Source organism: Nocardia farcinica (assembly GCF_001182745.1).
GTDB lineage: Bacteria > Actinomycetota > Actinomycetes > Mycobacteriales > Mycobacteriaceae > Nocardia > Nocardia farcinica.
On record NZ_LN868939.1, the window covers coordinates 687068 to 713261 of the forward strand.

The 26194-nt window shown below is 69.4% G+C and carries 24 protein-coding genes and 2 tRNA genes; 9 read left to right on the forward strand and 17 right to left on the reverse strand.

Annotated elements, in window-relative coordinates:
• Position 1 precedes the first annotated feature (1 nt).
• Positions 2–1123: a dihydrofolate reductase family protein gene (locus tag AMO33_RS20250; RefSeq protein ID WP_076573723.1), complete on the reverse strand. Its 1122-nt coding sequence runs from the start codon at positions 1121–1123 to the stop codon at positions 2–4.
• The gene (locus tag AMO33_RS20255; protein ID WP_060593908.1) at positions 1120–1764 is read right to left on the reverse strand and encodes an aminodeoxychorismate/anthranilate synthase component II; all 645 of its coding nucleotides are present in this window, start codon (positions 1762–1764) and stop codon (positions 1120–1122) included. Before AMO33_RS20255 ends, AMO33_RS20250 begins: the two co-directional genes overlap by 4 nt.
• Positions 1765–1911: 147 nt before the next feature.
• Here AMO33_RS20255 and crgA point away from each other — a divergent pair, with 147 nt between their 5' ends.
• Both crgA and AMO33_RS20265 read left to right on the forward strand, forming a co-directional pair.
• Positions 1912–2175: a cell division protein CrgA gene (gene crgA, locus AMO33_RS20260; RefSeq protein ID WP_011206605.1), complete on the forward strand. Its 264-nt coding sequence runs from the start codon at positions 1912–1914 to the stop codon at positions 2173–2175.
• 102 nt (positions 2176–2277) lie between these two features.
• Positions 2278–2739, forward strand: a complete 462-nt coding sequence (locus tag AMO33_RS20265) for a PH domain-containing protein (RefSeq protein WP_060593909.1) — start codon at positions 2278–2280, stop codon at positions 2737–2739.
• 120 nt (positions 2740–2859) lie between these two features.
• Here the strand turns inward: AMO33_RS20265 and AMO33_RS20270 are convergent, their stop codons facing one another.
• Complete coding sequence (locus AMO33_RS20270; RefSeq protein ID WP_011206603.1) at positions 2860–3720, reverse strand: rhomboid family intramembrane serine protease; 861 nt, start codon at positions 3718–3720, stop codon at positions 2860–2862.
• An 87-nt stretch (positions 3721–3807) separates the two neighbouring features.
• Between AMO33_RS20270 and AMO33_RS20275 the strand changes: the two genes are divergently transcribed.
• Entirely contained in the window at positions 3808–4014 is a 207-nt protein-coding gene (locus AMO33_RS20275) for a hypothetical protein (protein WP_060593910.1), read from the forward strand.
• Between the two features lie 6 nt (positions 4015–4020).
• Here AMO33_RS20275 and AMO33_RS20280 read toward each other — a convergent pair whose 3' ends face one another.
• The 14 genes from AMO33_RS20280 to dnaA form a co-directional block, all read right to left on the reverse strand.
• The gene (locus AMO33_RS20280) at positions 4021–4815 is read right to left on the reverse strand and encodes an ABC transporter permease (RefSeq protein ID WP_041560533.1); all 795 of its coding nucleotides are present in this window, start codon (positions 4813–4815) and stop codon (positions 4021–4023) included.
• Positions 4816–4874: 59 nt separating this feature from the next.
• On the reverse strand, positions 4875–5870 hold the full coding sequence (locus tag AMO33_RS20285; RefSeq protein WP_011206600.1) for a daunorubicin resistance protein DrrA family ABC transporter ATP-binding protein: 996 nt from the start codon (positions 5868–5870) through the stop codon (positions 4875–4877).
• Positions 5871–6408: 538 nt separating this feature from the next.
• On the reverse strand, positions 6409–7326 hold the full coding sequence (locus AMO33_RS20290; protein WP_060593911.1) for an acyl-CoA dehydrogenase family protein: 918 nt from the start codon (positions 7324–7326) through the stop codon (positions 6409–6411).
• Between the two features lie 123 nt (positions 7327–7449).
• Positions 7450–7525, reverse strand: a tRNA-Ala gene (locus AMO33_RS20295).
• A gap of 13 nt (positions 7526–7538) precedes the next feature.
• Positions 7539–7646, reverse strand: coding sequence for a DLW-39 family protein (locus AMO33_RS32360; RefSeq protein ID WP_211152678.1), 108 nt, complete (start codon positions 7644–7646; stop codon positions 7539–7541).
• Positions 7647–7678: 32 nt separating this feature from the next.
• Positions 7679–7752 (reverse strand) — tRNA-Ile (locus AMO33_RS20300).
• Between the two features lie 181 nt (positions 7753–7933).
• A complete protein-coding gene (locus AMO33_RS20305; protein ID WP_060593912.1) occupies positions 7934–9079 on the reverse strand; it encodes a DUF3566 domain-containing protein in 1146 nt (381 codons plus the stop codon).
• Between the two features lie 41 nt (positions 9080–9120).
• Positions 9121–11631, reverse strand: coding sequence for a DNA gyrase subunit A (gene gyrA / locus AMO33_RS20310; RefSeq protein WP_011206536.1), 2511 nt, complete (start codon positions 11629–11631; stop codon positions 9121–9123).
• 71 nt (positions 11632–11702) lie between these two features.
• The gene (gene gyrB, locus AMO33_RS20315) at positions 11703–13739 is read right to left on the reverse strand and encodes a DNA topoisomerase (ATP-hydrolyzing) subunit B (protein ID WP_041559719.1); all 2037 of its coding nucleotides are present in this window, start codon (positions 13737–13739) and stop codon (positions 11703–11705) included.
• 257 nt (positions 13740–13996) lie between these two features.
• Positions 13997–14941, reverse strand: coding sequence for an alpha/beta fold hydrolase (locus AMO33_RS20320; protein ID WP_060593913.1), 945 nt, complete (start codon positions 14939–14941; stop codon positions 13997–13999).
• Between the two features lie 135 nt (positions 14942–15076).
• On the reverse strand, positions 15077–15646 hold the full coding sequence (locus AMO33_RS20325; RefSeq protein ID WP_011206533.1) for a DUF721 family protein: 570 nt from the start codon (positions 15644–15646) through the stop codon (positions 15077–15079).
• Positions 15647–16092: 446 nt separating this feature from the next.
• Complete coding sequence (recF, locus tag AMO33_RS20330; protein WP_060593914.1) at positions 16093–17259, reverse strand: DNA replication/repair protein RecF; 1167 nt, start codon at positions 17257–17259, stop codon at positions 16093–16095.
• A gap of 56 nt (positions 17260–17315) precedes the next feature.
• Positions 17316–18491: a DNA polymerase III subunit beta gene (dnaN, locus tag AMO33_RS20335; RefSeq protein ID WP_041559718.1), complete on the reverse strand. Its 1176-nt coding sequence runs from the start codon at positions 18489–18491 to the stop codon at positions 17316–17318.
• Positions 18492–19332: 841 nt separating this feature from the next.
• Positions 19333–21360: a chromosomal replication initiator protein DnaA gene (dnaA, locus tag AMO33_RS20340; RefSeq protein WP_060593915.1), complete on the reverse strand. Its 2028-nt coding sequence runs from the start codon at positions 21358–21360 to the stop codon at positions 19333–19335.
• A gap of 602 nt (positions 21361–21962) precedes the next feature.
• Here dnaA and rpmH point away from each other — a divergent pair.
• The 6 genes from rpmH (at position 21963) to rsmG (ending at position 25527) form a co-directional block, all read left to right on the forward strand.
• On the forward strand, positions 21963–22106 hold the full coding sequence (gene rpmH / locus AMO33_RS30540; protein ID WP_011212207.1) for a 50S ribosomal protein L34: 144 nt from the start codon (positions 21963–21965) through the stop codon (positions 22104–22106).
• 21 nt (positions 22107–22127) lie between these two features.
• Positions 22128–22598, forward strand: coding sequence for a ribonuclease P protein component (gene rnpA, locus AMO33_RS20345; protein WP_076573725.1), 471 nt, complete (start codon positions 22128–22130; stop codon positions 22596–22598).
• Entirely contained in the window at positions 22595–22951 is a 357-nt protein-coding gene (gene yidD, locus AMO33_RS20350; RefSeq protein ID WP_011212205.1) for a membrane protein insertion efficiency factor YidD, read from the forward strand. Before rnpA ends, yidD begins: the two co-directional genes overlap by 4 nt.
• Before the next feature lie 4 nt (positions 22952–22955).
• Positions 22956–24035 carry a membrane protein insertase YidC gene (gene yidC, locus AMO33_RS20355; protein ID WP_011212204.1) on the forward strand — a complete coding sequence of 360 codons (1080 nt, stop codon included), beginning with the start codon at positions 22956–22958 and terminating at the stop codon, positions 24033–24035.
• A 34-nt stretch (positions 24036–24069) separates the two neighbouring features.
• A complete protein-coding gene (locus AMO33_RS20360; protein WP_060593916.1) occupies positions 24070–24588 on the forward strand; it encodes a Jag family protein in 519 nt (172 codons plus the stop codon).
• Between the two features lie 156 nt (positions 24589–24744).
• Entirely contained in the window at positions 24745–25527 is a 783-nt protein-coding gene (rsmG, locus tag AMO33_RS20365; RefSeq protein ID WP_060593917.1) for a 16S rRNA (guanine(527)-N(7))-methyltransferase RsmG, read from the forward strand.
• Positions 25528–26194 lie beyond the last annotated feature (667 nt).

Below are 26194 nucleotides of genomic sequence, written 5' to 3' on the forward strand. Positions count from 1 at the left end.
CTCAGCTCAGGTCGAGGTGGCGATTCATCGCCGTCGCCGCCTCGGCCAGCTCGGGCAGTTCCACCACGTCCACGCCGTGCTCGCGCAGCTTCTCCACGCCGACGCAGTTCACCACGAAGGTCGACGGCTCGCGCCAGGCGATGACCACGCGCGGGATGCCCGCGGCCAGGATGCGGTCGGTGCACGGCGGCCGTCCGGCCGTGGCCCGCTGTGAGCACGGCTCCAGCGTGCTGTAGATGGTCGCCCGGGACAGACGCGGATCCCGTGGGTCCAGCTTGTTCAGCGCGGCTTCCTCGGCGTGCACCTTCGGGTCGTTCTCCCGCGAGTATCCGGTGGCGATCTCGGCGCCGTCGGCGACGATCACCGCGCCCACCGAGAACGCGGTCGGACTCGGCGGGCTGGCGTGGGCGAGTTCGATCGCGCGGCGCAGGAAGCGGCGGTCCCGCTCGACCGCGGACTCCGGACGCAGCAGATAGCGCAGCACCGCCATGTCGCCCACCCGGGACACCTCCGCCAGGGTCAGCCGCCGGTCCGGGAAATCGGCCGGGTCGACGAACCGCGGCGCGCCCGCCGCGCCGACCAGGAGCGGCGCCACCGCCAGCTGCAATTCGTCGGCCAGGTCGGCGGCCAGGAACGCGGTGTGCACGCGGGTGCCGCCCTCGACCATGAGCCGCTCGACACCGCGGGCGCCGAGGTCGTCGAGCAGCGCGCCGAGATCGATCGTCTCCCCCAGCACCACGACCTCGGCCAGACCGGTCAGTGTGTCACCGAGCGCGGCGGCGCCGGCCGCGGTGGTGTAGACGAGTTTCGCGCCGCCCTGGTGCCACACCCGCAGCCCGGCGTCCAGCCGTCCGGTCGCGGTGACGGTGACTTTCAGCGGATGTTCGGGCTTGCCGGCCGCGACCCGGGCGGCGCGACGCGCCTGGTCGGCGACGAGCAGGCGCGGGTCGTCGCGTCGCAGGGTCTGCGCGCCGACCAGGATCGCGTCGGATTCGGCACGCACCCGGTCGACCCGGTCGAAATCGGCGGCATCGGACAGCCGCAGGCGCTCGGGGCCGACGTCATCGAGGTGGCCGTCCAGGCTCATGGCCGCGGACAGCAGGACGTAGGGCCGCCCGCTCACTGCGGCACCAGCGCGGCGACCTCCGACTCGAGCATCTCGACCAGGCCCTCCGGCGGACGCGAACCGCACACCCCGAGCCAGTTCGCCAGCATCCGGTGCCCGCCCTGGGTGAGCACCGACTCCGGATGGAACTGCACGCCGTGGATCGGCAGCTCGCGGTGCCGCATGGCCATGACGATGCCGGATTCGGTGCGGCCGAGCACCTCGATCTCCGCGGGCAGGGTGTCTTCGAGCACGGTCAGCGAGTGGTAGCGGGTCGCGGTGAACGGATCGGGCAGGCCGGCCAGGACACCCGCCCCGGCGTGGAACACCGAGCTGGTCTTGCCGTGCAGCAGTTCGGGAGCGCGGGTGACCGTGGCGCCGAACGCCTCGCCGATGGCCTGGTGGCCCAGGCACACGCCGAGCAGCGGGGTCGCCGTCCGCGCACAGGCACGCACCAGATCGATGCTGGCGCCCGCGCGATCCGGGGTGCCGGGGCCGGGGCTGATCAGGATGCCGTCGAAATCGGCGGCCACGGCGTCCGGGTCGGCGAGGTGCTGATCGTCGTTGCGCCAGACGACCGCGTCGGTGCCGAGCTGGCCCAGGTACTGCACCAGGTTGAACACGAAGCTGTCGTAGTTGTCGACGACCAGAACACGCATGGTTCGAGATTACGTGCCGGTTCAGCCGACTGCCGCATCGATTATCGGGTGGGATCACTGGGTGGGATAGCCTGGACACACACCGGAGGGCGTCGGCAGCCCCGCCCGGGCTTCCGGTGCCACTTGCACGCCGATAACGAGGACGTCATGCCCAAGTCGAAGGTCCGTAAGAAGACCGACTATACGATCAACCCTGCCAGCCGCACCCCGGTCAAGGTGAAGGCGGGGCCGTCGCCGGTCTGGTATGTCGCGATCATGCTCGGCTTCATGCTCGCCGGGCTGCTCTGGCTGCTGGTGTACTACCTGGCGGCCGAACAGATCAGCTGGATGAACGACCTCAACGCCTGGAACTTCCTGATCGGCTTCGGGCTGATGGTCGTCGGGTTGATCATGACGATGCGGTGGCGCTGACCGGCGCTGACGTGCGCGGCAGCGGGATTACATGCGTGTCATTCATGCACACCTGTGGATGACCCTGTGGACAACTCGAGGACCGATTGGGGAGAGCGTCGCGTGAATCCGGAACCCTCCGCCTCGCCGTCGCTGTCCTGGGCCACTCCCGCGCCCGCCCTCGTCGCCGTCGGGCTCGGTGGCGCGGTGCTCGCGGTCGCCGCGTTCTTCGCCGGTGATGCCCCGAGCCGGTTGCTGGTCGGCCTCGCCGCGGCGGGCCTGCTCGGCCTCGCGGTGCTCGGAGCACGGCAGCGCCCCCGGCTCGAGGTCCGTCCCGGCTCACCTCCGGTGCTGGTCGTGCGCACTTTCCTGGGGCCGACCGAGTACCGGCCCGAGCAGATCATCCGAGCCAGGATCGTCTCCTACCGCCGGTTGGGCCGACGCAGCCCCATGCTCGAGATCGACGTCCGCCACCACGACGGCGAGCGGCTGCTCATCTTCGGCCGCTGGGATCTCGGCACGAATCCGGAGGACGTGTTCGACGCGCTGGTCGTCCACCGGCTGGCGTTCCTCCCGAAGGACTGACCAGGGCGTTCGCCGGGCTTAAGCGTCCCCCGAATGCCCACCGCGATCGAAGTTGTCCACAGGTTGTCCACCGTTCGCGGGTCACTTCCCGCGTGGTTTCACGTGAAGCAATCCCCGGATTCACAGCATCGCCGCCGCGACGGCGATCGCCGCGACCGACGCCACGCCCACCGCGGCGATGGCGGCCCAGCCGACCGTGCGGGCGGTCTCCGATGTCCGCACGCCCAGCCACTCCGGTAGGAACAGCACGCCCAGCGTCGCCAGGGTGCCCGCGAGGAGCCCGCCGAGATGCACCCACAGCGAGATCCCCGGCAGCGACAGGCTGAGGAAGACGTTGATCCCGATGACCACCAGGATCTGCGTCGGATTCAGCCGCAGCCGGAAGATCACCACCGCGATCGCGCCGAACATCCCGTACACCGCGCCGGAGGCGCCCGCACCGATCGTGTTCGCGGGTTCCAGCAGCATGCCGCCCGCCGACCCGCCGAGCAGCGCCACCAGGTAGACCGCCAGCAGCCGCCACCGGCCGAGCACCGGCTCCAACTGGATGCCGATGATGTAGAGGGCGAACATGTTGAGCGCCAGGTGCAGCGGCCCCCAGTGCAGGAAGCCCGACCCGATCACCCGGAGCCATTCACCGTCGGCGACGTAGGCCGGGATCAAGGCCAGCCGGAAGAACAGCGGGGACTGGAAGTTGTCGACGATGCTGCGCGCCTGCACCGCGGTGATGGCGAAGAACACCAGGTTCACCGCGATCAGGCCGTAGGTCACCAGCGGCGTGGCCGATCGGGCCACCGGGGCACCCGCGACGGTGCGCACCGGGCGGACACCGGCGCTACCCTCCCGGACACAGTCGACGCAGTGCTGCCCCACGGCGGCGGGCCGCAGGCATTCCGGACAGGCGGGCCGCCCGCACCGGGTGCACGCCAGGCCGGTCGCGCGGTCGCGGTGGCGGACACAGGTGGGCGGTCGGTCGTTCATCACCTTCGCCATGCTATCCAGCCCGGTCGGGGATGCCGGTTACCAGCGGTTACTGCATGATTTCCCCGGCTGTGCGAGAGTGGTCGAATGACCTTGGGGCGTCTGCACGTATCCGCACGTTCTCGTAACCGGCTCATCGCCGCGACCCTCCTCGGCCTGGCGGGCGGGGCGGCCTGGCTCATCCGCAGCAAGCGGCCGTTGCCGCCGGAGCCCGCGCCGGAGCCGCCGCGCATCGGCTACTCCCGCAACGGCTCCGCGCCGACCCCGCACGCGGGGGCCGACGCGAAGCGCTGAGCGGGCTCAGCGGCTCACGGCGCGCTTGTACTGCCGCAACGCCAGCGGGACGAACACCACCAGGATCACCACCACCCAGATCAGGGTCGTGGCGATCGGGTGACGCATCGACCAGGCGTCGGATTGCGGTCCGAGCGCGCCGGTGTTGCCGAACAGCTCGCGGGTGGCGAGCGTGAGCGCCGAGACGGGGTTCCACTCGGCGAACACCCGCAGCACCGTCGGCAGCTCCTCGATCGGCACGAACGTGTTGGCCAGGAACGTCAGCGGGAACATCACCATGAAGCTGGCGTTGTTGAACACCTCCGGCGACCGGACCAGCAGGCCGACCACGGCCATGATCCAGGACACCGCGTAGGCGAACAGCAGCAACAGCACATAGGCCAGCACCGCGTCGAGGAACGAACCCCGGATGCGCCAGCCGACCAACAGGCCGGTCACCGACATCACCACCAGGCTGACGAGGTTGATCACCACATCGCTGACCGTGCGCCCGACCAGCACCGCCGAGGGCGCCATCGGCAGCGAACGGAACCGATCGATGATGCCCTTCTGCATGTCCTCGGCCAGGCTCGCGCCGGTGAACGAGGAGCCGAACACCACGGTCTGCGCGAAGATGCCCGCGATCAGGAATTCGCGGTAGCCGCCCTCCAGGCCCGGGACCTCGATCGCCGTGCCGAAGACGTAGGCGAACAACAGCACGAACATGATCGGCGACAGCGTCGAGAAGATCAGCACGTCCGGAACGCGCTTGATCTTGATGACGTTGCGTTTGGTGACCGTGATGGTGTCGGAGACGACCATGCCCAGCCTGCTGCCCAGGCCCGGGTCCGCCGGAGTGTCGAAGGTGGTGGTGCCCGCGGTCATCGGCGGCTTCCTTCCGAGGTGTCGAGGCCGGACTCGGCGTCGTCGGCGAACTGCTCGGCCTCGCGGCCGGTGAGGGTGAGGAACACGTCGTCGAGCGAGGGCCTGCGCAGCCCGACGTCGTGTATCTGCACGTCGCCCGCGGTGAGCAGCCCGATCGCGTCGACCAAGGCCTGCGAACCGTTGCTCACCGGGACCGTGATGCGGCGCAATCCGGGCTCGAGGTGGATGTCGCCGTCGGCGAGCGGTTTCAGGACCTGCTCGGCGACGGCGAGCTTGTCGGCGGTCTCGACGGTGAGTTCGATGCGGTCGCCGCCGACCAGGGTCTTGAGCTCGTCGGCGGTGCCGCGGGCGATGACCTTGCCGTGGTCGATCACCGCGATCGCGTCGGCGAGCCGGTCGGCCTCCTCCATGTACTGCGTGGTGAGCAGCAACGTGGTGCCGCCCGCCACGAGCTCGGAGATGACATCCCACAGGTCGAGCCGGGCGCGCGGGTCGAGGCCGGTGGTCGGCTCGTCGAGGAACAGCACCGGCGGATTGGCCACCAGCGCGCCGGCCAGGTCGAGCCTGCGCCGCATACCGCCGGAGTAGCCGCGGACCGGGCGGTCGGCGGCGTCGGTGAGCCGGAAGCGCTCGAGCAGTTCGCGGGCGCGTTCCTTACTGCGCTTGACACCCATGTGGTACAGGCGTCCCACCATCTCCAGGTTCTCGAAACCGGTGAGGTATTCGTCCACGGCCGCGTACTGCCCGGAGGCGCCGATCCGCGAACGCAGGGCCTGCGGCCTGCGCAGGACATCGATGCCTGCGACGGTGGCGCGGCCCTCGTCGGGAACCAACAGCGTGGTGAGGACACGGACGGTCGTGGTCTTGCCCGCCCCGTTGGGGCCGAGCAGGGCGGTGACGGTGCCCTCGGGCACCGTGAGGTCGAGGCCGTCGAGGGCGACCAGCTTGCCGTAGCGCTTGACCAGACCCTCGGCGACTATTGCGTCGGGCATTCTTCTCCTGACGTCGAACGGGAACTCGAGTTCGGATACGGGCCGGCGCGCCGGACTGCGCACCGACATGTCGCCGGGATTCGGACGGCGCCCCTGTCGCCTGGCCAGTATCGGCCGTGCCGGGCGCGGTCGCAGCTCGTTTTCGCACGCCGCGCCGTACGCGCCGCCGGTCGCCTCCCGCTCGTCACGCGGGCATCCTCGCACCGGGGTGTGACACATTTCGCAGTCCGGGACCGGGGCGTAACCGGCCGAATGCCGGGACCGCGGGCGGCGCGCCGAGCCGCCGTCCCAGGCCGCGGCCGGGCTCGATCCCGCGCAGGTAAGCCAAACCGAAAAACTCGCCGAAATTCGCGGCGCCGCTGCACGCACAATCGCGTCTTATCGCGTAGGATCGTTCACGTCGGCCCCTCCCCCCCGGGCCGACCTTACGCGGGCCTCGGCTAACTCCCCCCCTTCGCCGAGGCCCGCTCCATGTCCAGGGTCGGTCCGGCCCATCCGAGGTCGGCCCGCATCGACATTCGCGGACCGACCCGGGGCCTCACTCCCCCGGCTCTCCCACCGCTCGCCAGGCGGTTGCCAGCCGCTGCGCCCTGACCCGTCCGGCGACCGAGAGCAGCGGGCGGTCGCGCTCCCAGCGCGACCGGGTCGACTCGTCGACCGCATCCCACCGCGGCGCGAGTTCGCCGAGCAGGCGCTCGAATTCGTCGAGCACACCACCGAGCGCCACATGCACCCCGGGCGAGTCCGGCCGCGCCGCGCCGAGCCCACGCAACGCCGCCACGGTCGCCAGCAGGCGCTGCCGGACCGGCGGCGGCCACCCCGCCTCCCGCGCGACCCGCACCAACCAGCCCGCGGCCGCGGCGATCACGTGGATGTCCTCCACCGTCCGGAACGGCTTGAGCACGTCGGCGTACCCGTCCCCGGGCAGCGCGGTCGCCGGGGTGTCGGTGAATGTCACGGTGGCGTGCGGGATTTCGGGAGCGAAGGCGAGCGCGGGCCGATCGGTGACGTGCACGCCCGGCGCCGTCGCGTCCACGAGCATCGCGCGCAGCCGATTGCGTCCGTCCGCCCCGGCGCCCACGCTCGCGATCACCACCAGCCTGCCGGCCAGGCTGCCCAGGGTGGCGAAGGTCTTCGTACCGCTCACCGACCATCCGTCGGCCCGCTCGGTCGCGGTGGTGCGGATCGCCGCGGGATGCCCGCCGCCCGCCTCGGTCGCGGCCAGCGCGAGCGGCCGGTCGCGCGGCAGTTCCGGCAGCAGCGCGGCCACCGCGGCCTGATAGCCGGACAGGAAGGCGTAGCCGAGCCGGTCGGCGGCGAACCCGCCCGCGACGGCCACGTCCACCGTGTCGGTGAAGCGGCGCGCCACGTCCCGATGACGCTCCCACGCCTCGGTCACGGACCCGAGCGGTCCGCCCGGCTCCTCGGTCAGCAGATGGTCGAACACTGTGTCCACCTCTGCACGCTAACCCGGCCGCGCCCGCGGCGGTCACCGCACCGAATCGCCGCTACCCGCGTCCGGAACGACGACAGGGCCCGAACCTCGGCCGACAGGTCGGCGGCGGGTTCGAGCCCTGTGTGGTGGAGCCTAGGGGAATCGAACCCCTAACCCCTGCCTTGCAAAGGCAGTGCTCTGCCAATTGAGCTAAGGCCCCGAGATCTGGGAAATCAGCGGGTGGTGACCTCGTGCCAGAGATCGGCCTCGTCACGCTTGCGCAGCTTGGTGATTCCGATGAGAACCGCGAGCACGACACCAACCGTGAGAAGAATCTTCATGGTTCCCACCCTACTGTGGTGATGATCGGGAGTGGGCCTAGGAGGACTTGAACCTCCGACCTCTTCGTTATCAGCGAAGCGCTCTAACCGCCTGAGCTATAGGCCCGTGTGGGTCTCGCACCGTTCGGGCGAACCGAGGACAAAGGTTACCCGACGCGACCGGAAACGACCAAAACGGCTGGTCACGGCCCCGACAGCCGGACGGAGCCCACAACCGCCGACGGCCGGCACCGGCCCTCGCGGGCGGTACCGGCCGTCGCCGAGATCCGGCTGGTCCGGGTGGCCGGCTAGTCCGGGTCGGCCAGGGTCACCTGGATGCCGCCGACCAGGTCGCAGCACTGGTTGTAGATGAACGTGCCGACGGTGCCGAGCGCGGTGAACAGCACGACGTTGATCAGACCGATCACGCCCGCGTAGCCGAACACCGTGCCGGCATCGATCAACCCCGCCGAACCGCTGTCCTGCGACACCATGTCGGTGAAGGTGTTGTTCAGCCGCTCCCACACGCCCATGCCCTCGAGCACGATGTAGAGCAGGCCGACCGCCAACATCCACACGAAGAACAGCGCCACGCTGATCACCAGCGAGATCTTCAGCGTCGACCAGGGGTCGATGCGGCGGATCTGGACGGTGGCCCGCAGCGGCTCGCCGCCCGCCACGGCGGCGGCCACCGCGACCGGCACCGCGGGCGAAACCGCCTGCTGCGCGCCGGTATTGCTCGTCTTGTCCGAGGGCGGCAGCGGATGCCGGATCTCGGACAGGTCGGGCATGTCCTTGATCAGCTCGGGCCGGGCGATGCTGCGGGTCGGACCGTCGATGCCGACCGACTTCACCATCGCGGCCTCCTTGCGCGCCGCCTTGGCCGCCAAGTCGGCGGTGGTGCGCGCGTTGGAGACGCCGCCGTTGAGGCCGACGCCCCCGCCCGAGGGCGGCCGTCCCGCCACCGGGGACTGGCCGGGCCGGTACAGGTTGGACTGCGGCTCCCGCTGCGGCAGCTGCGACCAGCCCTCCTGGTAGCGATCCTGCCCCTGCGCCTGGCCGCCCTGTTGGCCCTGTGGCTGAACGCTCTGTTGGCCCTGCGGCTGACCGCCCTGCTGCTGACCGTTCTGCGGACCGCCCTGACCACCCTGCGGCTGACCGCCGGGTGCGGTGTCGGCGCCCGGCTCCTGACCACCCTGCGGCTCGCCCGCGGCACCGCCCATCCGCACGGTCTCCTGGTCGGACGGGCTGCCGGGCTGCTCCGCACCGGGCGCGAAATCGCCCTGCCGCTGCGGGTTTTCGGGCGACTGCCCGCCCGGCCTGCCCCCGCCCTGCGGTCCGGATTCGGCCGAGCCGGGCCGGGGCACCGGCCGCGGCGGAATCGGGGACGGTGCGATCCGCTCGGTCACACCGTTGGTCTGGTGCCCGTCATTCGGCTGATTCGGAGTGGTCAATGGGAATCCTTAGATCCGTTCGTTGCCGCCGCTGTGGAGGGTTACTGCTGGGAGGAACCGGTGTCGTCGCCACCGTCGACCGCATCGGGCTCGTCGGCGTTACGCGCGATCGCAAGCAAGGTATCGCCCTCGCCCAGGTTCATCAATCGCACGCCCTTGGTCTGACGCCCCGCCTTGCGAACCTGATTCGCCGCGGTGCGGATGACGCCACCGCCGGAGGTGATCGCATACAACTCGTCGTCGTCGTCGACGATGAGCGCTCCCACCAGCGTGCCACGCCGGGCATCGAACTGGATAGTCAACACACCTTTACCGCCGCGGCCCTGCGCGGTGTACTCCTCGATCGCGGTGCGCTTGGCGTACCCACCCGAGGTCGCGACCAGCAGGTAGGTGCCCGGCCGCACCACGTTGAGCGACAACAGCTCGTCTTCGGCGTTGAACCGCATGCCCTGCACGCCGGAGGTGGCCCGGCCCATCGGCCGCAGCGCCTCGTCGGTGGCCGAGAAGCGGATCGACTGGCCCTGGGCGGAGACCAACAGCAGGTCGTCGTCGGCCGAGCAGAGCACCGCGCCGACGAGTTCGTCGTTGTCACGCAGGTTCACCGCCACGATGCCGCCGCTGCGGTTGGAGTCGAAGTCCGACAGCCGCGACTTCTTGACCAGGCCGTTCTTGGTGGCGAGCACCAGGTACGGGGCGTCCTCGTAGGTCTTGATCTGGATGATCTGGGCGATCTTCTCGTCCGGCTGGAAGGCCAGCAGATTCGCCACGTGCTGACCGCGCGCGGTGCGGTTGGCCTCGGGCAGCTCGTAGGCCTTGGCCCGGTACACCCGGCCCTTGTTGGTGAAGAACAGCAGCCAGTCGTGGGTGGAGGTCACGAAGAAGTGCTTGACGATGTCGTCCTGCTTGAGACCCGCGCCCTGCACACCCTTGCCGCCGCGCTTCTGCGAGCGGTACAGATCGGTCTTGGTGCGCTTGGCGTAGCCGGTCTCGGTGATGGTGACGACCACGTCCTCGCGGGCGATCAGGTCCTCGTCGGCCACATCGCCATCGGCCGACACGATCTGGGTGCGCCGCTCGTCGCCGTACTTCTCCACGATCTCGGCCAGCTCGTCGCGCACGATCGCGCGCTGACGCTCCGGCTTGTCGAGAATGTCCTTGTAGTCGGCGATTTCGGCTTCGATGCGGGCCAGATCGTCGATGATCTTCTGCCGCTCCAGCGCCGAGAGCCTGCGCAGCTGCATGTCCAGGATCGCGGTCGCCTGGATCTCGTCGATGTCGAGCAGCTCCATCAGCCCGGTGCGCGCGGTGTCGGTGTTGGCCGACCGCCGGATCAGTGCGATGACCTCGTCCAGCGCGTCGAGCGCCTTCACCAGGCCGCGCAGGATGTGGGCGCGCTCCTCGGCCTTGCGCAGCAGGTACCTGGTGCGCCGGATGATGACGTCCAACTGATGGTTGACGTAGAGCCGGATCATCTGGTCCAGCCGCAGCGTGCGCGGCACGCCGTCGACGATGGACAGCATGTTGGCGCCGAAGCTGGTCTGCAGCTGGGTGTGCTTGTACAGGTTGTTCAGCACGACCTTGGCGACCGCGTCGCGCTTGACCGTCACCACGATGCGCAGGCCGACCCGGTCGGAGGACTCGTCGTGGATGTCGGCGATGCCCGCGATCTTGCCGTCCTTGACCTGCTCGGCGATCGCGTTGATGAAGTTGTCGGTGTTGACCTGGTAGGGCAGTTCGGTGATGACGATCGTGGTGCGCCCGCGATTGTCCTCCTCGATCTCCACCACACCGCGCATCTTGATCGAGCCGCGGCCGGTGGTGTACGCGTCGTGGATGCCCTGGGTGCCGACGATCAGGCCGGCGGTCGGGAAGTCGGGGCCCTTGATCCGCTCCATGCACGCGGCGAGGGTGGTCTCCTCGTCGGCGTCGTGGTTGTCCAGCGCCCAGTAGATCGCCTCGGCCAGCTCGGTGAGGTTGTGCGGCGGGATGTTGGTCGCCATGCCGACCGCGATGCCGTTGCTGCCGTTCATCAGCATGTTCGGCACACGGCTCGGCAGGACGACCGGTTCCTGGGTCTTGCCGTCGTAGTTCGGGATGAAATCGACCGTCTCGTGGTCGATTTCGCGCAGCATCTCCATCGCCAGCGGCGTGAGGCGGCACTCGGTGTACCGCATGGCGGCCGCGCCGTCGTTGCCGCGGCTGCCGAAGTTGCCCTGGCCGTCGACCAGCGGGTACCGCATGGCCCACGGCTGCGCCATGCGCACCAGGGTGTCGTAGATGGCCGAGTCGCCGTGCGGGTGGTAGTTGCCCATGGTGTCCGACACCGGGCGGGCGGACTTCACGTAGCCGCGATCGGGGCGGTACCCGTTGTCGTACATCGCGTAGAGGATGCGGCGGTGCACCGGCTTGAGGCCGTCGCGCACCTCCGGCAGCGCGCGGCCCACGATCACGCTCATCGCGTAATCGATGTAGCTGTTCTGCATCTCCTGCTGGATGTCGACCGGCTCGACGCGGTCGCCCGCGCTCTCCGGTGGCAGGGTGATGTCGGTCATGAGGTCTCCTTGTACGGGCTGACGTGCGAGAACGGCCGAGCGCCCGCGAGTCGCGCGGGCGCGTCAGGCGGCTACACGTCGAGGAAGCGGACGTCCTTGGCGTTGCGGGTGATGAAACTGCGGCGGGCCTCCACGTCCTCGCCCATCAGCACGCTGAACAACTCGTCGGCCGCGGCCGCGTCGTCCAACGTCACTTGACGAAGCACCCGGACACTGGGATCCATGGTGGTCTCCCAGAGTTCCTTCGGGTTCATCTCACCCAGACCCTTGTAGCGCTGGATGCCGTCGTCCTTGTTGATCTTCTTGCCCGCGGCCAGGCCGCGCTCGAGCAGGCCGTCGCGCTCGCGGTCGGAGTAGGCGAACTCCGGCTCGCTGCGCTGCCACTTCAGCTTGTACAGCGGCGGCTGGGCCAGGTACACGTGACCGTGCTCGACCAGCGGGCGCATGAACCGGAACAGCAGCGTCAGCAGCAGCGTCGAAATGTGCTGGCCGTCGACGTCGGCGTCGGCCATCAACACGATCTTGTGATAGCGCAGCTTGCTGATGTCGAACTCGTCGTGGATGCCGGTGCCGAACGCGGTGATGATCGACTGGACCTCGTTGTTCTTGAGGACCTTGTCGATGCGCGCCTTCTCGACGTTGATGATCTTGCCGCGCAGCGGCAGGATCGCCTGGTACATCGAGTCGCGGCCGGACTTGGCCGAGCCACCGGCGGAGTCGCCCTCCACGATGTAGATCTCGGACTTGCTCGGATCCTTGGAGCGGCAGTCGGCCAGCTTGCCGGGCAGCCCGCCCAGGTCGGTGGCCGACTTGCGGCGCACCAGCTCGCGCGCCTTGCGGGCGGCCACGCGCGCCTGCGCCGAAGACACCGCCTTCTGCACGATGGTCTTCGCGTCGGCGGGGTTGGCCTCGAACCAGTGCGTGAGGTGTTCGTTGCAGGTGCGCTGCACGAACGACTTCACCTCGGTGTTGCCGAGCTTGGTCTTGGTCTGGCCCTCGAACTGCGGCTCGGCGACCTTGACGCTCACGATCGCGGCCAGGCCCTCGCGGATGTCGTCACCGGTGAGGTTGCCGTCCTTCTCCTTGAGGAGCTTCTTGTCCTTCGCGTACTTGTTGACCACCGTGGTCAGCGCCGCGCGGAAGCCTTCCTCGTGGGTGCCGCCCTCGTGGGTGTTGATGGTGTTGGCGAAGGTGTGCACCGACTCGGAGTAGCCGGAGTTCCACTGCATCGCGACTTCGAGCTCGTGCCCGGTGCCCTTGCCGGTGAACGAGACCACCGAATTGTGGATGGCCTGCTTGGTCCGGTTGATGTGGCGGACGAAGTCCTCCAGACCGCCCGGATAGTGGTAGGTCCGCGTCTTGACCTTGTGCTCGGAGGCTGCTTCGCCGGTCGGTTCACCGTGCTTGGGCGCCTCGGCGGTCTCGCTGACGATTTCGTCGGTGACGTCGGACTCGGAGACCCGCTCATCGGTCAGGGTGATGGTGAGGCCCTTGTTCAGGAACGCCATCTCCTGCAACCGCCGGGCGACGGTCTCGAAGTTGTAGGTGGTGGTCTCGAAGATCTCCGGGTCGGCCCAGAATCGGACCGTGGTGCCGGTGCGGTCGGTCGGCTCCCCCTTGACCAGCTTGGACGGCGTGGCCTCCTTGTAGGTCTGGCTCCAGTGGTAGCCGTCGACGTCGATCTCCACCTCGACCCGCGAGGACAGCGCGTTCACCACGGAGATACCGACACCGTGCAGGCCACCGGAGACCGCGTACGACTCGGAGTCGAACTTGCCGCCCGCGTGCAGCTGGGTCATGACGACCTCGACGGTCGGGATGCCCTGGGCGTGCATCTCCACCGGGATGCCGCGGCCGTCGTCGACGACCTCGACGCCGCCGTCGGCCAGGAGGGTGACGTCGACCCGGGTGGCGTAGCCGGCCATCGCCTCGTCGACGGAGTTGTCGACGACCTCCCAGATCAGGTGGTGCAGACCGCGCTCACCGGTGGAACCGATGTACATACCGGGACGCTTGCGAACCGCCTCGAGGCCTTCGAGAACGGTGATGGAGGAGGCACCGTAGTTCGTCGACTTGGAGCCCGATTCGTTGGAGTGCTTGGCAGCCACTGGTCGGTAGCTCTCCTTACTTGCTGACCTCCGCGTGGCGATCGCACAACACACCTGCGGCCCGAGGTCCGACTGGTCGAGATTACGGGCCCACCGTGGGGCTGAGCGGAACGCGCCGAAGGTTCGCCGCTAGTTACCTCTCCATCCTACTGGTAGGCCCGAACCAGAATGCACCTCCGACACCCCTGACAGGTCCGTGAGTGCGAGAAATCGATCACCGGCGGGTCCGCTCCGCCTCCCGGCCGTTTCCGGCACTCTCAGCTGGGCTCAGACTGCCCCGGCCGAGCAGTGCCGGTGCCGGCTCGCGCGGTGATCGCCTCGATGTAGTCGGCGGTGCGCCCGGCCACCTCGTCCGGATGGGAGAGCGGCGACCAGTGCCGCGCCCGGATCTCGGTGCGGGTGAGGTCGCGCACCCAGCGCTCGGCCTCCTCGTGCACCACCGGACGCACCGCACGGTCACCGGTGGCGATGAGCACCTGCACCGGCACCTCCACCGGGCGCGGACGCGGGTGACGCAGGCGCGCACGGATATTCGCGCGGTAGAGCTTGAGGTTGTTGATCATGTCGGCGGGCAGCGTCGGCGCGGCGGGCACCGCGGCCGCGTCGAGACCGTCGAAGAAGGCCAGGAAACGCGGCCAGCGGCGCGACAGCAGCCGCATGACCGGGACCGGCAGCCCCGGGATCTGGAAGGCGACCGTGTAGGCCGACGCCACGCCCTGCTCCAAGGCCCCGCGCAGCCGCCGCGCGGAGACCGGCCCGCGCAGGTAGGCGCCGAGGAAGTCCAGGTTCGGCCCGGACAGCGAGGTGAACGAGGCGATCCGCTCGGCCGCGCCGGGCGTGCTCACCACCTCCCAGCCGATCACCGAACCCCAGTCGTGACCGAGGATGTGCACGCGCTCGCCCGGGACCACCGCGTCCAGGACGGCCCGGACATCGGCGGCCAGTTCCTCGATCCGGTACGCGGCGACCTCGGCCGGCACCGTGCTCGCGCCGGCGCCGCGATTGTCGAAGGCGATCACGCGGAAACGGCCGGCGAGCCGCGCGGCGACCTCGTTCCAGAGCAGGTGCGTGTCGGGCCAGCCGTGGATCAGCAGGAGCGGCGGCGCGGCGGGATCACCGCACTGGAAGACGGCGAGCTCGATATCGCCGCGGCGGACGACGGTGCCCGAGGCGAACGGGCTCTCGGCGCGGGTTGCGGTCATGGCTGCGGCACTCCTGCTGGTCGGCGACCCCGGCGCGGTCGACACGGCGGCGGGTCGGGCGTTCCACGTGAAACTCGGAGCCTCACGAGCGAGGCGAAAGTTACCGTAACACCAAGTACTAGCTACTTCTACGGGTCAGCCGTAGGTATCGCGCGGGCCCCGGCCTTTGATGTGCCGCTCGCCCTTGCGCCAACTGGGCGCGGCCGGGCCGGTGATCTTGAGCTGGCGCACCACCCCCTGCCCGACCGCGGCATTGATCTTGGCCAGGATCTGCGGTTGCAGCAGGCGTAGCTGGGTGGCCCACGCCGTCGACTCGGCGGCGATGCTGAGCACACCGTCCTTCAGGGTGACCGGGGTGGCGTGCGCGGCGATGTCCTCCCCGACCACGCCCGCCCAGCGCCCGAAGACCGTGCCCTCGGCGACCTTGCCGTCCCAGCCCCGGCTCTTGGCGATGCGAGTGGCCAACTGCGAGAGCAGCTGCGGATCGCGGTCGTCGGGCCGGGCACCGGACCAGCCGCTGCGGCGCCGACCACCGGCGCGCAGCTTGCGCACCGGGGACGCGCGGCCCTGGCCCACCGACTTCCCGCTCGCCCGGGCGGCGGCCCTGGCCTCCTCCAGCGCACGGCGAGCCAGGTCGACACCGCGCAACGGCGGTTCCTGGGGTGTTCCCGCCCCACCCGGGGTCTGGTCGGATTCCTCGCTCATCGGCTTCCATTCTCCACCGGCGCCGGTTTGTCCCCAGTTCTACCCGAGTTGTCCCCAGCCCCGCGGGCGTGTCGGGAGTTCCGCGACGCGGGTGACGACAGCGCAACCCCGGGTGATCGAACGCCTGTTCGTGGGCCTTTTCCGGGTGCGTTCCGGCCGCAGCGCCCCGACCTGGGCAATCACCGGCATCGTCAAGTTGTCCACAGGCCCTGTGGATGACCTGATGACGGCACGATCACAGTTCGGACGCGAGCAAACGCCGTGCCGGGCGAGCGCACCGGCCATCCTCCCCGTCCGCAGTCGCATTACCACGGGAAAACCGGGTGAGTGATCACCGTTCCAGACAACTGCGCAGGTCACGACGGGGAACCGAGCCGATTCCCAGCTATCGATGTCGAACCTGTGGATAACTATGACGATTCTGTGTACAGCCGGAACCGAGCTGGTCAGCCGGTGGCGATGTGCGAGGTGCGGTGGCCGGCCTCGCCCGCGGTCGCCACCCTGATCGGCGTCGCGGACAGCTCCGCGGGCACGTCCTCCGGGACCGCCGCGGTGATCAACACCTGTTCGGCGTCGGCCGCCACGGCGGCCAGGGCGGTGCGCCGGCGCCGATCGAGTTCGGCGAACACGTCGTCGAGCAGCAGTACCGGTTCGGCCGAGGTGCTGCGCAACAGATCGAAGGAGGCCAAGCGCAGCGCCAGGGCGAACGACCACGACTCGCCGTGGCTGGCGAACCCCTTGGCGGGGGTGTCGCCGAGCATCAACTCCAGCTCGTCGCGGTGCGGGCCGACCAGGCAGACGCCCCGCTCGAGCTCCTTGCGCCGGGCCGCCGCCAGTTCCCGCAGGATGATCTCCTCGAGCGCCGCGGCGTCGTCGTCGCGCGGCGCGCGCGCCGGGTCGAGCAATTCGCCGGGCAGGTACGCGCTGCGATAGCCGATGGCGGCCGGTCGCGATTCCGGGGCCAGTGACCGGTAGGCCTCGGCCAGGTACGGGAACAGATCGTGGACCAGGCGCAGCCGTTGCGCCACCAGCACGGCGGCGTGACCGGCCAGATGCCCGTCCCAGACATCGAGGGTGCTCAGATCGGCGGTCGAGCGGGCATGGCGGCCCGCGGTTTTCAACAGGGCCGAGCGTTGCCGCAGCACCCGGTCGTAGTCCGCGCGTACACCGGCCAGCCTGGGGAGCCGGGCTGTGCACAACTCGTCGAGAAACCGGCGCCGCTCGCCCGGATCACCCCGCACGAGCGCCAGATCCTCCGGCGCGAACAACACGGTCTGCAATATCCCCAGGACTTCCCGGGTCCGGCGCACCGGGGAGCGGTTGATCTGCGCGCGATTGGCCGAACCCTGGTTCAGCTCCACATCGATGCGCAGTTCCCGGCCCGCGTTGACCACGTTCGCCCCCACCCGGGCGCGCTGGGCGCCGGAACGGATCAGCGGTGCGTCCGCCGACACCCGGTGCGATCCCAGGGTCGCCAGATACCCGACGGCCTCGAGCAGATTCGTCTTGCCGTTGCCGTTCGCCCCCAGGAACACCGTGCGTCCTGTGGACAACTCCAGCTCGACGTGCTCCCAGGAGCGGAAATCGCGCAGCGACAGCGCCCGGACGAACATGCGCTACCGCGCCCCCGTCGACCGACGCGGCGAATTCGGTGCCACCACGCGCGCGATCAGCCCGGCAGCCGCACGGGCATCAACAGGTAGGTGTAGTTGCCGGTGAGGGCGGCGAACGCACCGGAATCGAGCGTCTGCGGCTCCTCCTCCGATGCGGGCAGCAGGACCGCGGGCCTGCTGGGGGTGGTGAAACCGAAGGTGACCCGGTCGGCGTGCAGCGCGGACAGCCCATCTACCAGGTAGCCGGGATTGAACGCGATGGTCAGCGGCTCGCCGCGGAAATCGGCCTCCAGCCATTCCTCGGCGCGGCCCGCGTCGTCCCCGCCTGCGGAGAGCAGCAGGCCCTCGGTGGAGAACTCCAGCCGCACCTGCGCGCCGCGCTCGGCGACCAGGGCGACACGCTTGATGGCCTCGGTGAGAGCCGCGACCGCCAGCGTCGCGACCGAGGTGTGTTCCTTGGGGAGCAATTGGCGGAACTTGGGGAATTCCGCATCGAGCAGCCGCGTGGTGGTGCGGCGGCCGGCGTTGACGATCCCCAGCAGTCCGTCCGAGCCCGCGCCGGTACCCAGCGAGAGCTGGACGGGGGCGTCGGAGGCGCCGAGCGTCTTGGCCGCCTCGGACAGGGTGCGGGCCGGAATCAGCACCGCGGTCTCGATGTCAGGGCGCGCGGGGGTCCATTCGATGTGGCGCACGGCGAGGCGGAAACGGTCGGTGGCCGCCAGCACCACCTGCGAGCCCTCGATCTCGACCCGGATACCGGTGAGCATCGGCAGGGTGTCGTCCCGACCCGCGGCGACGGCGACCTGGCCGACGGCCTCGGCGAAGACATCCACACTCAATTCACCGGTCTGCTGCGGCACCTCGGGCAGCTGGGGATAATCCTCCACCGGCATGGTCGGCAGCGAGAACTTCGCGCTGCCGCAGGTGATCAACACGCGGGTGCCGTCGACGGAGACGTCGACCGGCTTGTTCGACAGCGCCTTGGTGATGTCGGCCAGCAGGCGACCGGACACCAGGACCTCGCCGGGGCCCGCGACCTCGGCGGCGACGCGCATCTGCGCGGAGACCTCGTAATCGAATCCCGAGACGGTCAGCCCGTCCTCGTTCGCGACCAGCAGCACCCCGCCGAGCACCGGCACGGGCGGCCGGGACGGCAGGCTGCGTGCGACCCACGCGACGGACTCGGCGAAATCCTCTCGGGCGACCCGAAACTTCATGCTCGAAAGCTCCATCGCCCGATCTGTCCTCTCCCGGTTGGCGTGTTCGACGTCGGTAGGCGGTTCTCGACCGTGTGGTTGTCGCCCCCGTGGGTAGCCCGTGGACGGGTACCGCTGCCGGGGTCCGCGGCGCCCTCGCAGTCTCGCAAGGGTGACCGACATAAAACCGTACCCCGCCCGCGCCGGAGGAACCTAGCCCGGCCCGTCGCCCGGGCGTGTGCCGTACGGAGGGCCCGCCGAGAGTTCGGCCGGAGTTCCACACCTCCGCTCCCTGCCCTGTGACGGCCTCCCTCGTCGGCCGAGCCGCCGCACCCGAGTTTCCACACAGCCTTTTTTCAAGAGAGATCTCCTAGAAGAAGAACCGAAGTAGTAGTAGGCGCTGTGGATTCTGTGGAATCGGCCCATCTGCGCAGGTCAGCAGGCGTGGTGTGGTGGGGATGGACATCGGGTGACCGGTGGATGAACGGGGGACGTCTGTGGAGACTCCGAAGTTGTCCCACATCCATCCACCGTTCGTCCTCGAGTTGTTCCACCGGATTCACCCACTTGTCCACCCGTGTGCACCGAACCGTGGAAAAGCGGTGGATTCCTCGAGGACTCCACACGAAGTCCTCGAGGAATCCACAGGCATGCACAGCGCTGTTGCCTGGTCAGTGCCTGTGGGTGAATCGGGGTGTGGAAGCTGTGGACAACCCCCTGTGCACGGTGCCGCGATCGTCCGGCGGCGAGCCTGTGTACGAATCGGTGGACAAACCGGTGGATTCCTCGAGGACTCCACAGGGATTCCTCGAGGAATCCACAAGGCGCAAAAAAGCACCGCCCCTGGTCAGGGGCGGTGCGAGGGTGTGGAGGACGCTCAGCGCGAGCGCTGCTTGATCCGGGCTGTGAGTTCTTGGACCTGGTCGTAGACGCGGCGCCGCTCGGTCATCTCCTTGCGGACCTTTTTCTCCGCGTACATCACCGTGGTGTGGTCGCGACCGAACGCCTGGCCGATCTTCGGCAGCGACAGGTCGGTGAGCTCCCGGCACAGGTACATCGCGATCTGCCGGGCCTGCGCCAGCGGCCGCGCCTTGCCCGGCCCGGTCAGTTCCTCGAGCGTGGTGTTGAAGTACTCGGCGGTGACGGCCATGATCGTGGCCGCGTTGATCTCCAGCGTCGCGGTGTCGGGCATCAGGTCGCGCAGCACCACCTCCGCCAGCGAGAGGTCCAGCGGCTGGCCGTTGAGCGAGGCGAAGGCCGTCACGCGGATGAGGGCGCCCTCGAGTTCACGGATGTTGCGCTCGACGCGGCTGGCGATCAGCTCGAGCACGTCGTGCGGCACGTCCAACCGGTCCATCCGCGCCTTCTTGCGCAGGATGGCGATCCGCGTCTCCAGCTCGGGCGGCTGCACATCGGTGATCAGGCCCCACTCGAACCGGGTCCGTAGTCGCTCCTCGAGCGTGGCGAGCTGCTTGGGCGGCCGGTCGGAGGAGACCACGATCTGCTTGTTGGCGTTGTGGAGGGTGTTGAAGGTGTGGAAGAACTCCTCCTGGATGCCTTCCTTGCCCTCGATGAACTGGATGTCGTCGACCAGCAGGATGTCGGTCTCGCGGTAGCGGCGTTTGAAGGCGACCTTGCGGTCGTCGCGCAGGCTGTTGATGAAGTCGTTGGTGAATTCCTCGGTGGAGACGTACTTGACGCGCATGCCCGGGAACAGCCGCTGGGCATAGTGCCCGGCCGCGTGCAGCAGGTGGGTCTTGCCCAGGCCGGAGGCACCCCAGACGAACAGCGGGTTGTAGGCGCGGGCCGGCGCCTCGGCGATCGCGACCGCGGCCGCGTGCGCGAACCGGTTCGAGGCGCCGATGACGAAGGTCTCGAAGGTGTATTTGGCGTTCAGGCTGGCCGAGGAGTTCGCCGGGGCCGGGGTGCTCTCCTGGTTCTTGGCGAAGTACGTCGGCCAGGAATCGCGGATGTTGACCACGGGCTCGTCGTCGCGCTCGACGGGGCCGTCGGACTCGCGCACGTCGTGGCCGGCCGCCGGTTCCCGCAGCGGTCGGTCGGTGTCGCGCAGCGGCCGGTCGCCGGGCTCGGGGGTGAACAGCGCTTCCTGTCCGGGTGGCGTCGCATCCCGGCGCGGGCCGGGCCCGTCGCGACGCGGGGTGGAGATCTCGGGAACGCCGCCGGGGCGCCCGTCGCCCGGCGGTTCCGCGAACCCGCCCGGCGGGAGACGGAAGACGGTCGTCGGGTAGTCGTCCGCGCCCGGGTAGTCGGTCGTCGGGGTGTACTCCGGTTCGGGGCTGTACTCGGCAGCGGGCGCGTACTCGGCCGCCGGCGCGTATTCGGCGGCCGGCGGGTATTCGGGGGTGGGCGGGTAGTCGCCGCCGGGCGGGTAGTCCGGGGCAGGCGCGGGGTAGTCGCCGGGGCGGGAGTGGTCTTGGCGCGCCGGGTACCCCGGGGCGCTCTCGGCGGACTGGCTGTAGCGCGGCAGGGTCTCGGGCCGGTCCACCGCCTCCTGGCCGGGAAGGCCCGGAACTTGCCGCTCCCCCCGTGGGCGCTCCGGACGGCTGGTCATCCGGGCGTGGCGCGGATTCGCGGCGGCACGCTCGGCGGTGGGGGTGGCCGGCGCGGCGATCCGCACGCCGAGACCTTCCACCTGCGGGCCGAGCCTGCGGCCGAGGGAACGCAGAATGGGTTCGCGCAGATCGCGCTCGATGGCCTCCTGGGCCAGCGACGAGGGCACCGACAGCAGCGCGAAGCCCTGCGCGACGGTGATCGGCTTGACGAGTTTGAGCCATGCCTGCTGTGCTCTGGTGACCGCGGGAATGCTCCCGTCGGCCGATCCTGTGGTGAGCTCGGCAATCACCTCGGGCCACACGGTGGCCAACACGTTCTGCTCGTCGTCCATGCAGTGTCCTCCCCGGAAAGTAGGTCGATAGGAGCAGACGGCCGGGGCACGCGAGCATCGGCGAGGATGGGTTATCCTGTGATCCCGCGTACGTCCGTCGCCGGTTCGGACGCTGCCCGGATCACCCCCGTTCCCGGGGCAGCGGCGTGGCACCGTCGGCCCTACGAATATGCCACTCCAGGGGTCTTTCCACACAATTATCCACAGATGTGGAAAACCCTGGGGAAATCTGAAACGACGGTGGATTCGGCCTGGATAGGGCGTCGACCAGGGATTCTTCGGCAAACAATCGGCAAGCGCGGTCGGCGGCGTCGCTCGCCCCCGGGTAGGGGTGTGGACGAACTCACCCGCCGAGGCCGGCCCGTGACCGCCCCGACGACCGCGCGCCGACAGCAACCGGGCAGGTCGGAACGGGTCCGGGCACCGGGGGCGCGGTTTGACCCGTTCTGAACGGATCAGTACTCTCTTACAGTCACCCCTTGGTGCGGTGAGCGGTCCTGTGCTGACCGCGTCCGGTCGTCACCGACCGCTGTGCGCCAGGGACGTATCACCGAACAGCTTCGGGTACCGAACGGTGCCCACCTACTCGAGGAGTGTTGACCGTGGCCAAGGGCAAGCGGACGTTCCAGCCGAACAACCGTCGTCGGGCGCGCGTTCACGGCTTCCGTCTCCGGATGCGCACCCGTGCCGGTCGCGCCATCGTCTCGGCGCGCCGCCGTAAGGGCCGCGCTACCCTCACTGCCTGATCCTCGCCCTCGGACGCTCGGGTGTTGCCTGAGCCGTATCGGTTGCATCATCGTGCCGACTTCTCCCGGACGGTGCGCCGCGGCCAGCGAATCGGGAGGCGAGATCTCGTCGTACACGCATTCGTGCACACCTACGACGAGCTCGCGCACGCGACAGAACGACACGGCGACCCGGTAGCCGCCGGGTCGTTCGTTCGCGTCGGCGGACCGAGGTTCGGATTGATCGTCAGCAAGGCGGTGGGCTCCGCGGTGGTTCGCCACCGGGTGGCCCGCCGCCTGCGTCATATGTGCGCCACCCTCGTCGACGAGGTGCCCGCCGATGCCGACGTCGTGATCCGCGCACTGCCCGGCGCGGCGACCGCCGACAGTGCCGAACTCGCCCGGCAGCTGCGCAGCGGACTGCGCAAACTCGGCGTCACCCACGGCGGCGGTCGCTCCCCCGCACCACGTGCGCACTCCGGTGCGCGGCCACGGACGGACGCCCGGTCGTGAGATCCGCAGCTGCCGCCCTCCACCGGTTGCCCGCGCGGGCGCTGATCTTCCTGATCGAGCTCTACCGGACCTATGTCTCCCCCACCCGAATGCCGGTGTGCCGGTTCACCCCCACCTGCAGCGAGTACGCCGTGACCGCGTTGCGCACCCGCGGCCTCGTCGTCGGCCTCGGATTGACGGCCGTGCGCCTGGCCAAATGCGCGCCCTGGCACCCTGGTGGGTGGGATCCCGTTCCGCAGCGCCGTCCGCGCCGCCGGGACGCGGCAGCCGCCGACGCCGCGATGTCGGCGCCACACGCTTGTAAAGGATCGCCGCACGCGGTGGTCGGCGACACGAACGACGGGAGTACATAGAGCCGTGCTCGACTTCATCTATTGGCCGGTGTCCTGGATCTTGTGGTTCTGGCACCGGGTGTTCGGGTTCGCTTTCGGCGCGGACAACGGTCTCACGTGGGCGCTGGCGGTGGTGTTCCTCGTGTTCACCCTGCGCATCGTGCTCTACAAGCCGTTCGTCAAGCAGGTGCGCACGACCAAACAGATGCAGGAACTGCAGCCCCAGATCAAGGAGCTGCAGAAGAAGTACAAGAACGACCGCCAGAAGATGGCGCTGGAGATGCAGAAGCTCCAGAAGGAACACGGCTTCAACCCGCTCATGGGCTGCCTGCCGGTGCTGGCGCAGGTGCCGGTGTTCCTCGGTCTGTTCCACGTGCTGCGTTCCTTCAACCGCACCGGCCACGGCTTCGGTCAGCTCGGCCTGACCCCGGAGCAGAACGCCAACACCGCCAACTACGTCTTCAACGCGGCCGACGTCCAGTCGTTCCTGAGCGCGCGTATCTTCGGTGCGCCGATCTCCGCGTTCATCACCACGCCGCAGGCGGAGTTCCTGGCGTTCGAGGACTACGGCGGCATCCCCAGCCGGTTGAGTATCGCGTTGGTCGCCATCCCGCTCATGGTGATCGCCGGCCTGGCGACCCACTTCAATGCCCGTGCCTCGGTCGCGCGGCAGACCCCGGAGGCCGCGGCCAACCCGCAGGCCGCGCTGATGAACAAGCTCGCGCTGTGGGTGTTCCCGCTCGGCGTGCTCGTCGGTGGCCCGTTCCTGCCGATCGCGATCCTGCTCTACTGGGTCTCGAACAACATCTGGACCTACGGGCAGCAGCACCTCGTCTTCGGCCGCATGGCCAAGGAAGAAGAAGCCAAGAAGCAGGCCAAGCTCGAGCAGCGGGCGCAGAACGCGCCGAAGCCGGGCGCGAAGCCGGTGAACACGAAGAAGAAGCCGGCCACCGCCGCGTCCGCCGAATCCGCGGACGACACCGGCCAGCCGACCGAGCCGTCGACCAATGGCACCCCGAAGCCCGCCAAGGCCGGGCAGCGGAAATCGGGTGGGCAGAAGCGCAACCCCAATCGGGGCAGGCCCAACCAGAAGCGCCGCCGCTGACCGCCACCGCCACCCGTGAGATTGAGGAAACCAGATGACTGTTGAAACCGACGGAGTGAACGCCGATGCCGACGACCTCGTGAGCGATGCCGAGGAAGCGCTGATCGAAGAGGGCGAGATCGCCGGCGACTATCTCGAGCAGCTGCTCGACGTGTTGGATTTCGACGGCGACATCGATCTGGACGTCGAAGGTGATCGCGCGGTCGTGAGCATCGACGGCGGTCGGGATCTGTCCAAGCTCGTGGGCCGTAACGGCGAGGTGCTCGATGCGCTCCAGGAGCTGACCCGGCTGGCCGTCCAGCAGGTGACCGGTGTGCGCAGCCGCCTGATGCTCGACGTGGCGGGCTGGCGAGCGAAGCGGCGCGAGGAGCTCAGCGCGCTGGGCACCGCCGCCGCCCAGCGCGTGCGGGAGTCCGGCGCTCCGGAGGCGCTGGAACCGATGACCCCCTTCGAACGCAAGATCGTGCACGACGCCGTGGCCGCGGTCGAGGGTGTCAGCAGTGAGAGCGAAGGCGTCGAGCCCAACCGGCACGTCGTCGTCGTGCCCGCCTGACGACGCGCGGGTTTCCCACACCGGGACACCGGGTGATTGGATAGGCCTCTGGTCTTCGGACCGGGGGCCTTCTCCATGTCACGACCCACTCCCCCGGCCGGGCGAGCCTCGCCGCACCCGGACCTTGTCGGACTCGAGCACGGAAGGACGTTTCACGTGGAACCAGATCTCGGTGGAAGCGCCGCGCCGCCGCCCGAGTCGGATCCGCCCGCCGCAGCCGCCCTGGTCTTCGGCGACCGGCTCGACGTCGCCCGCCGCTACTACGACGCCCTCGCCACGGCGGGCGTCGAACGCGGACTCATCGGCCCCCGCGAGGTGCCGCGCCTGTGGGACCGCCACATTCTCAACTGCGCCGTCGTCGCCGAACTGATGCCCGAGTCGGCCACCGTCGTCGACGTCGGCAGCGGCGCGGGCCTGCCCGGCATCCCCCTCGCCATCGCCCGCCCCGATCTGCGCATCACCCTCGTCGAACCCCTGCTGCGCCGCACCGCCTTCCTCAGCGAGTTCATCGACGCGGCCGGCCTGGACATCACCGTCGTCCGCGGCCGCGCCGAACACTCCGGCGTCATCAAGGAAGCCGGCGGCGCCGACGTCGTCACCTCCCGAGCCGTCGCCCCCCTCGCCAAGCTCGCCCAGTGGTCGCTGCCCCTGCTCCGCGACCACGGCCGCATGCTCGCCCTCAAGGGCGCCAGCGTCGCCGAGGAACTCGACCGCGACGCCGAAACTCTCGAAAGACTGGGCGCCGGGAAATTCGAAGTACTCGAATGCGGAGTAGGGATCGTCGCCATCCCGACCGTCGTGTTCAGCGCCGAACTCCTCCCCCGCGGCGAACGCCCGTCCCGCCACCGCGAGAAGAAGCCCCGCAGGCAGGCGGGCGCTCCCGGCGGACGCGGTGGTGTCGCCGGCAAGGTGCGGAGGCGGGGGAAGAGCGAGCGGTAACCGGTGCGGGCCTCCTCCCGACCATCGAAGTCGCGGGCGCGTCATCGGGCGTTGTGCCCGGCGGGCGACATCGACTTCGGAGTTCGGAATGCGAGCTGTCCGCTCGAGTCGGCGCGTCCACGCGCGCTGAACGCCACCGGTCACGAGTGGTTCTCGGCGCCGAGGGAACGACGCACCGAGGCACGACTACTGTCGGCCGCTCCCACCGAGCGGTTGAGCTCTGAGGCGAGAATCCCCGCGTCCGAACGGCTCAGGCTGCGTAGCCCTGGTGCCGTCACGTGACTGTCTGCGGTACGGCCCCATCACCGGCGGTGGGCAATGAACCGCCGGAGGTCCCTCGGTCAGCACTGCGACCAGATCCGCGAGGCACCCCACCGGCGCAATCCGATGAGCGTCCTTTACCTCGATCGGCCCCGCTCGGCCGGACCCTCGGGCGGAGTCGGACCCGATGATTCTCGACAGCCACCACACCGGCGATCGCCCCGGCTCGTCGAGGCACCGCGGGTCGCAACGGCGGCGCTCGACCGGAGGTATCGCAATCGCGTGACGTGCCGGGCTTGGGTTGGTGGGCGCGGTCAGGCCGGTGTCGCACAGCTCCGGCCAGTGGCTGCGCGTCGGATACCGGAAGCCGTGAATAGCGTGAATAGAACGTCGACGGAACCACCAG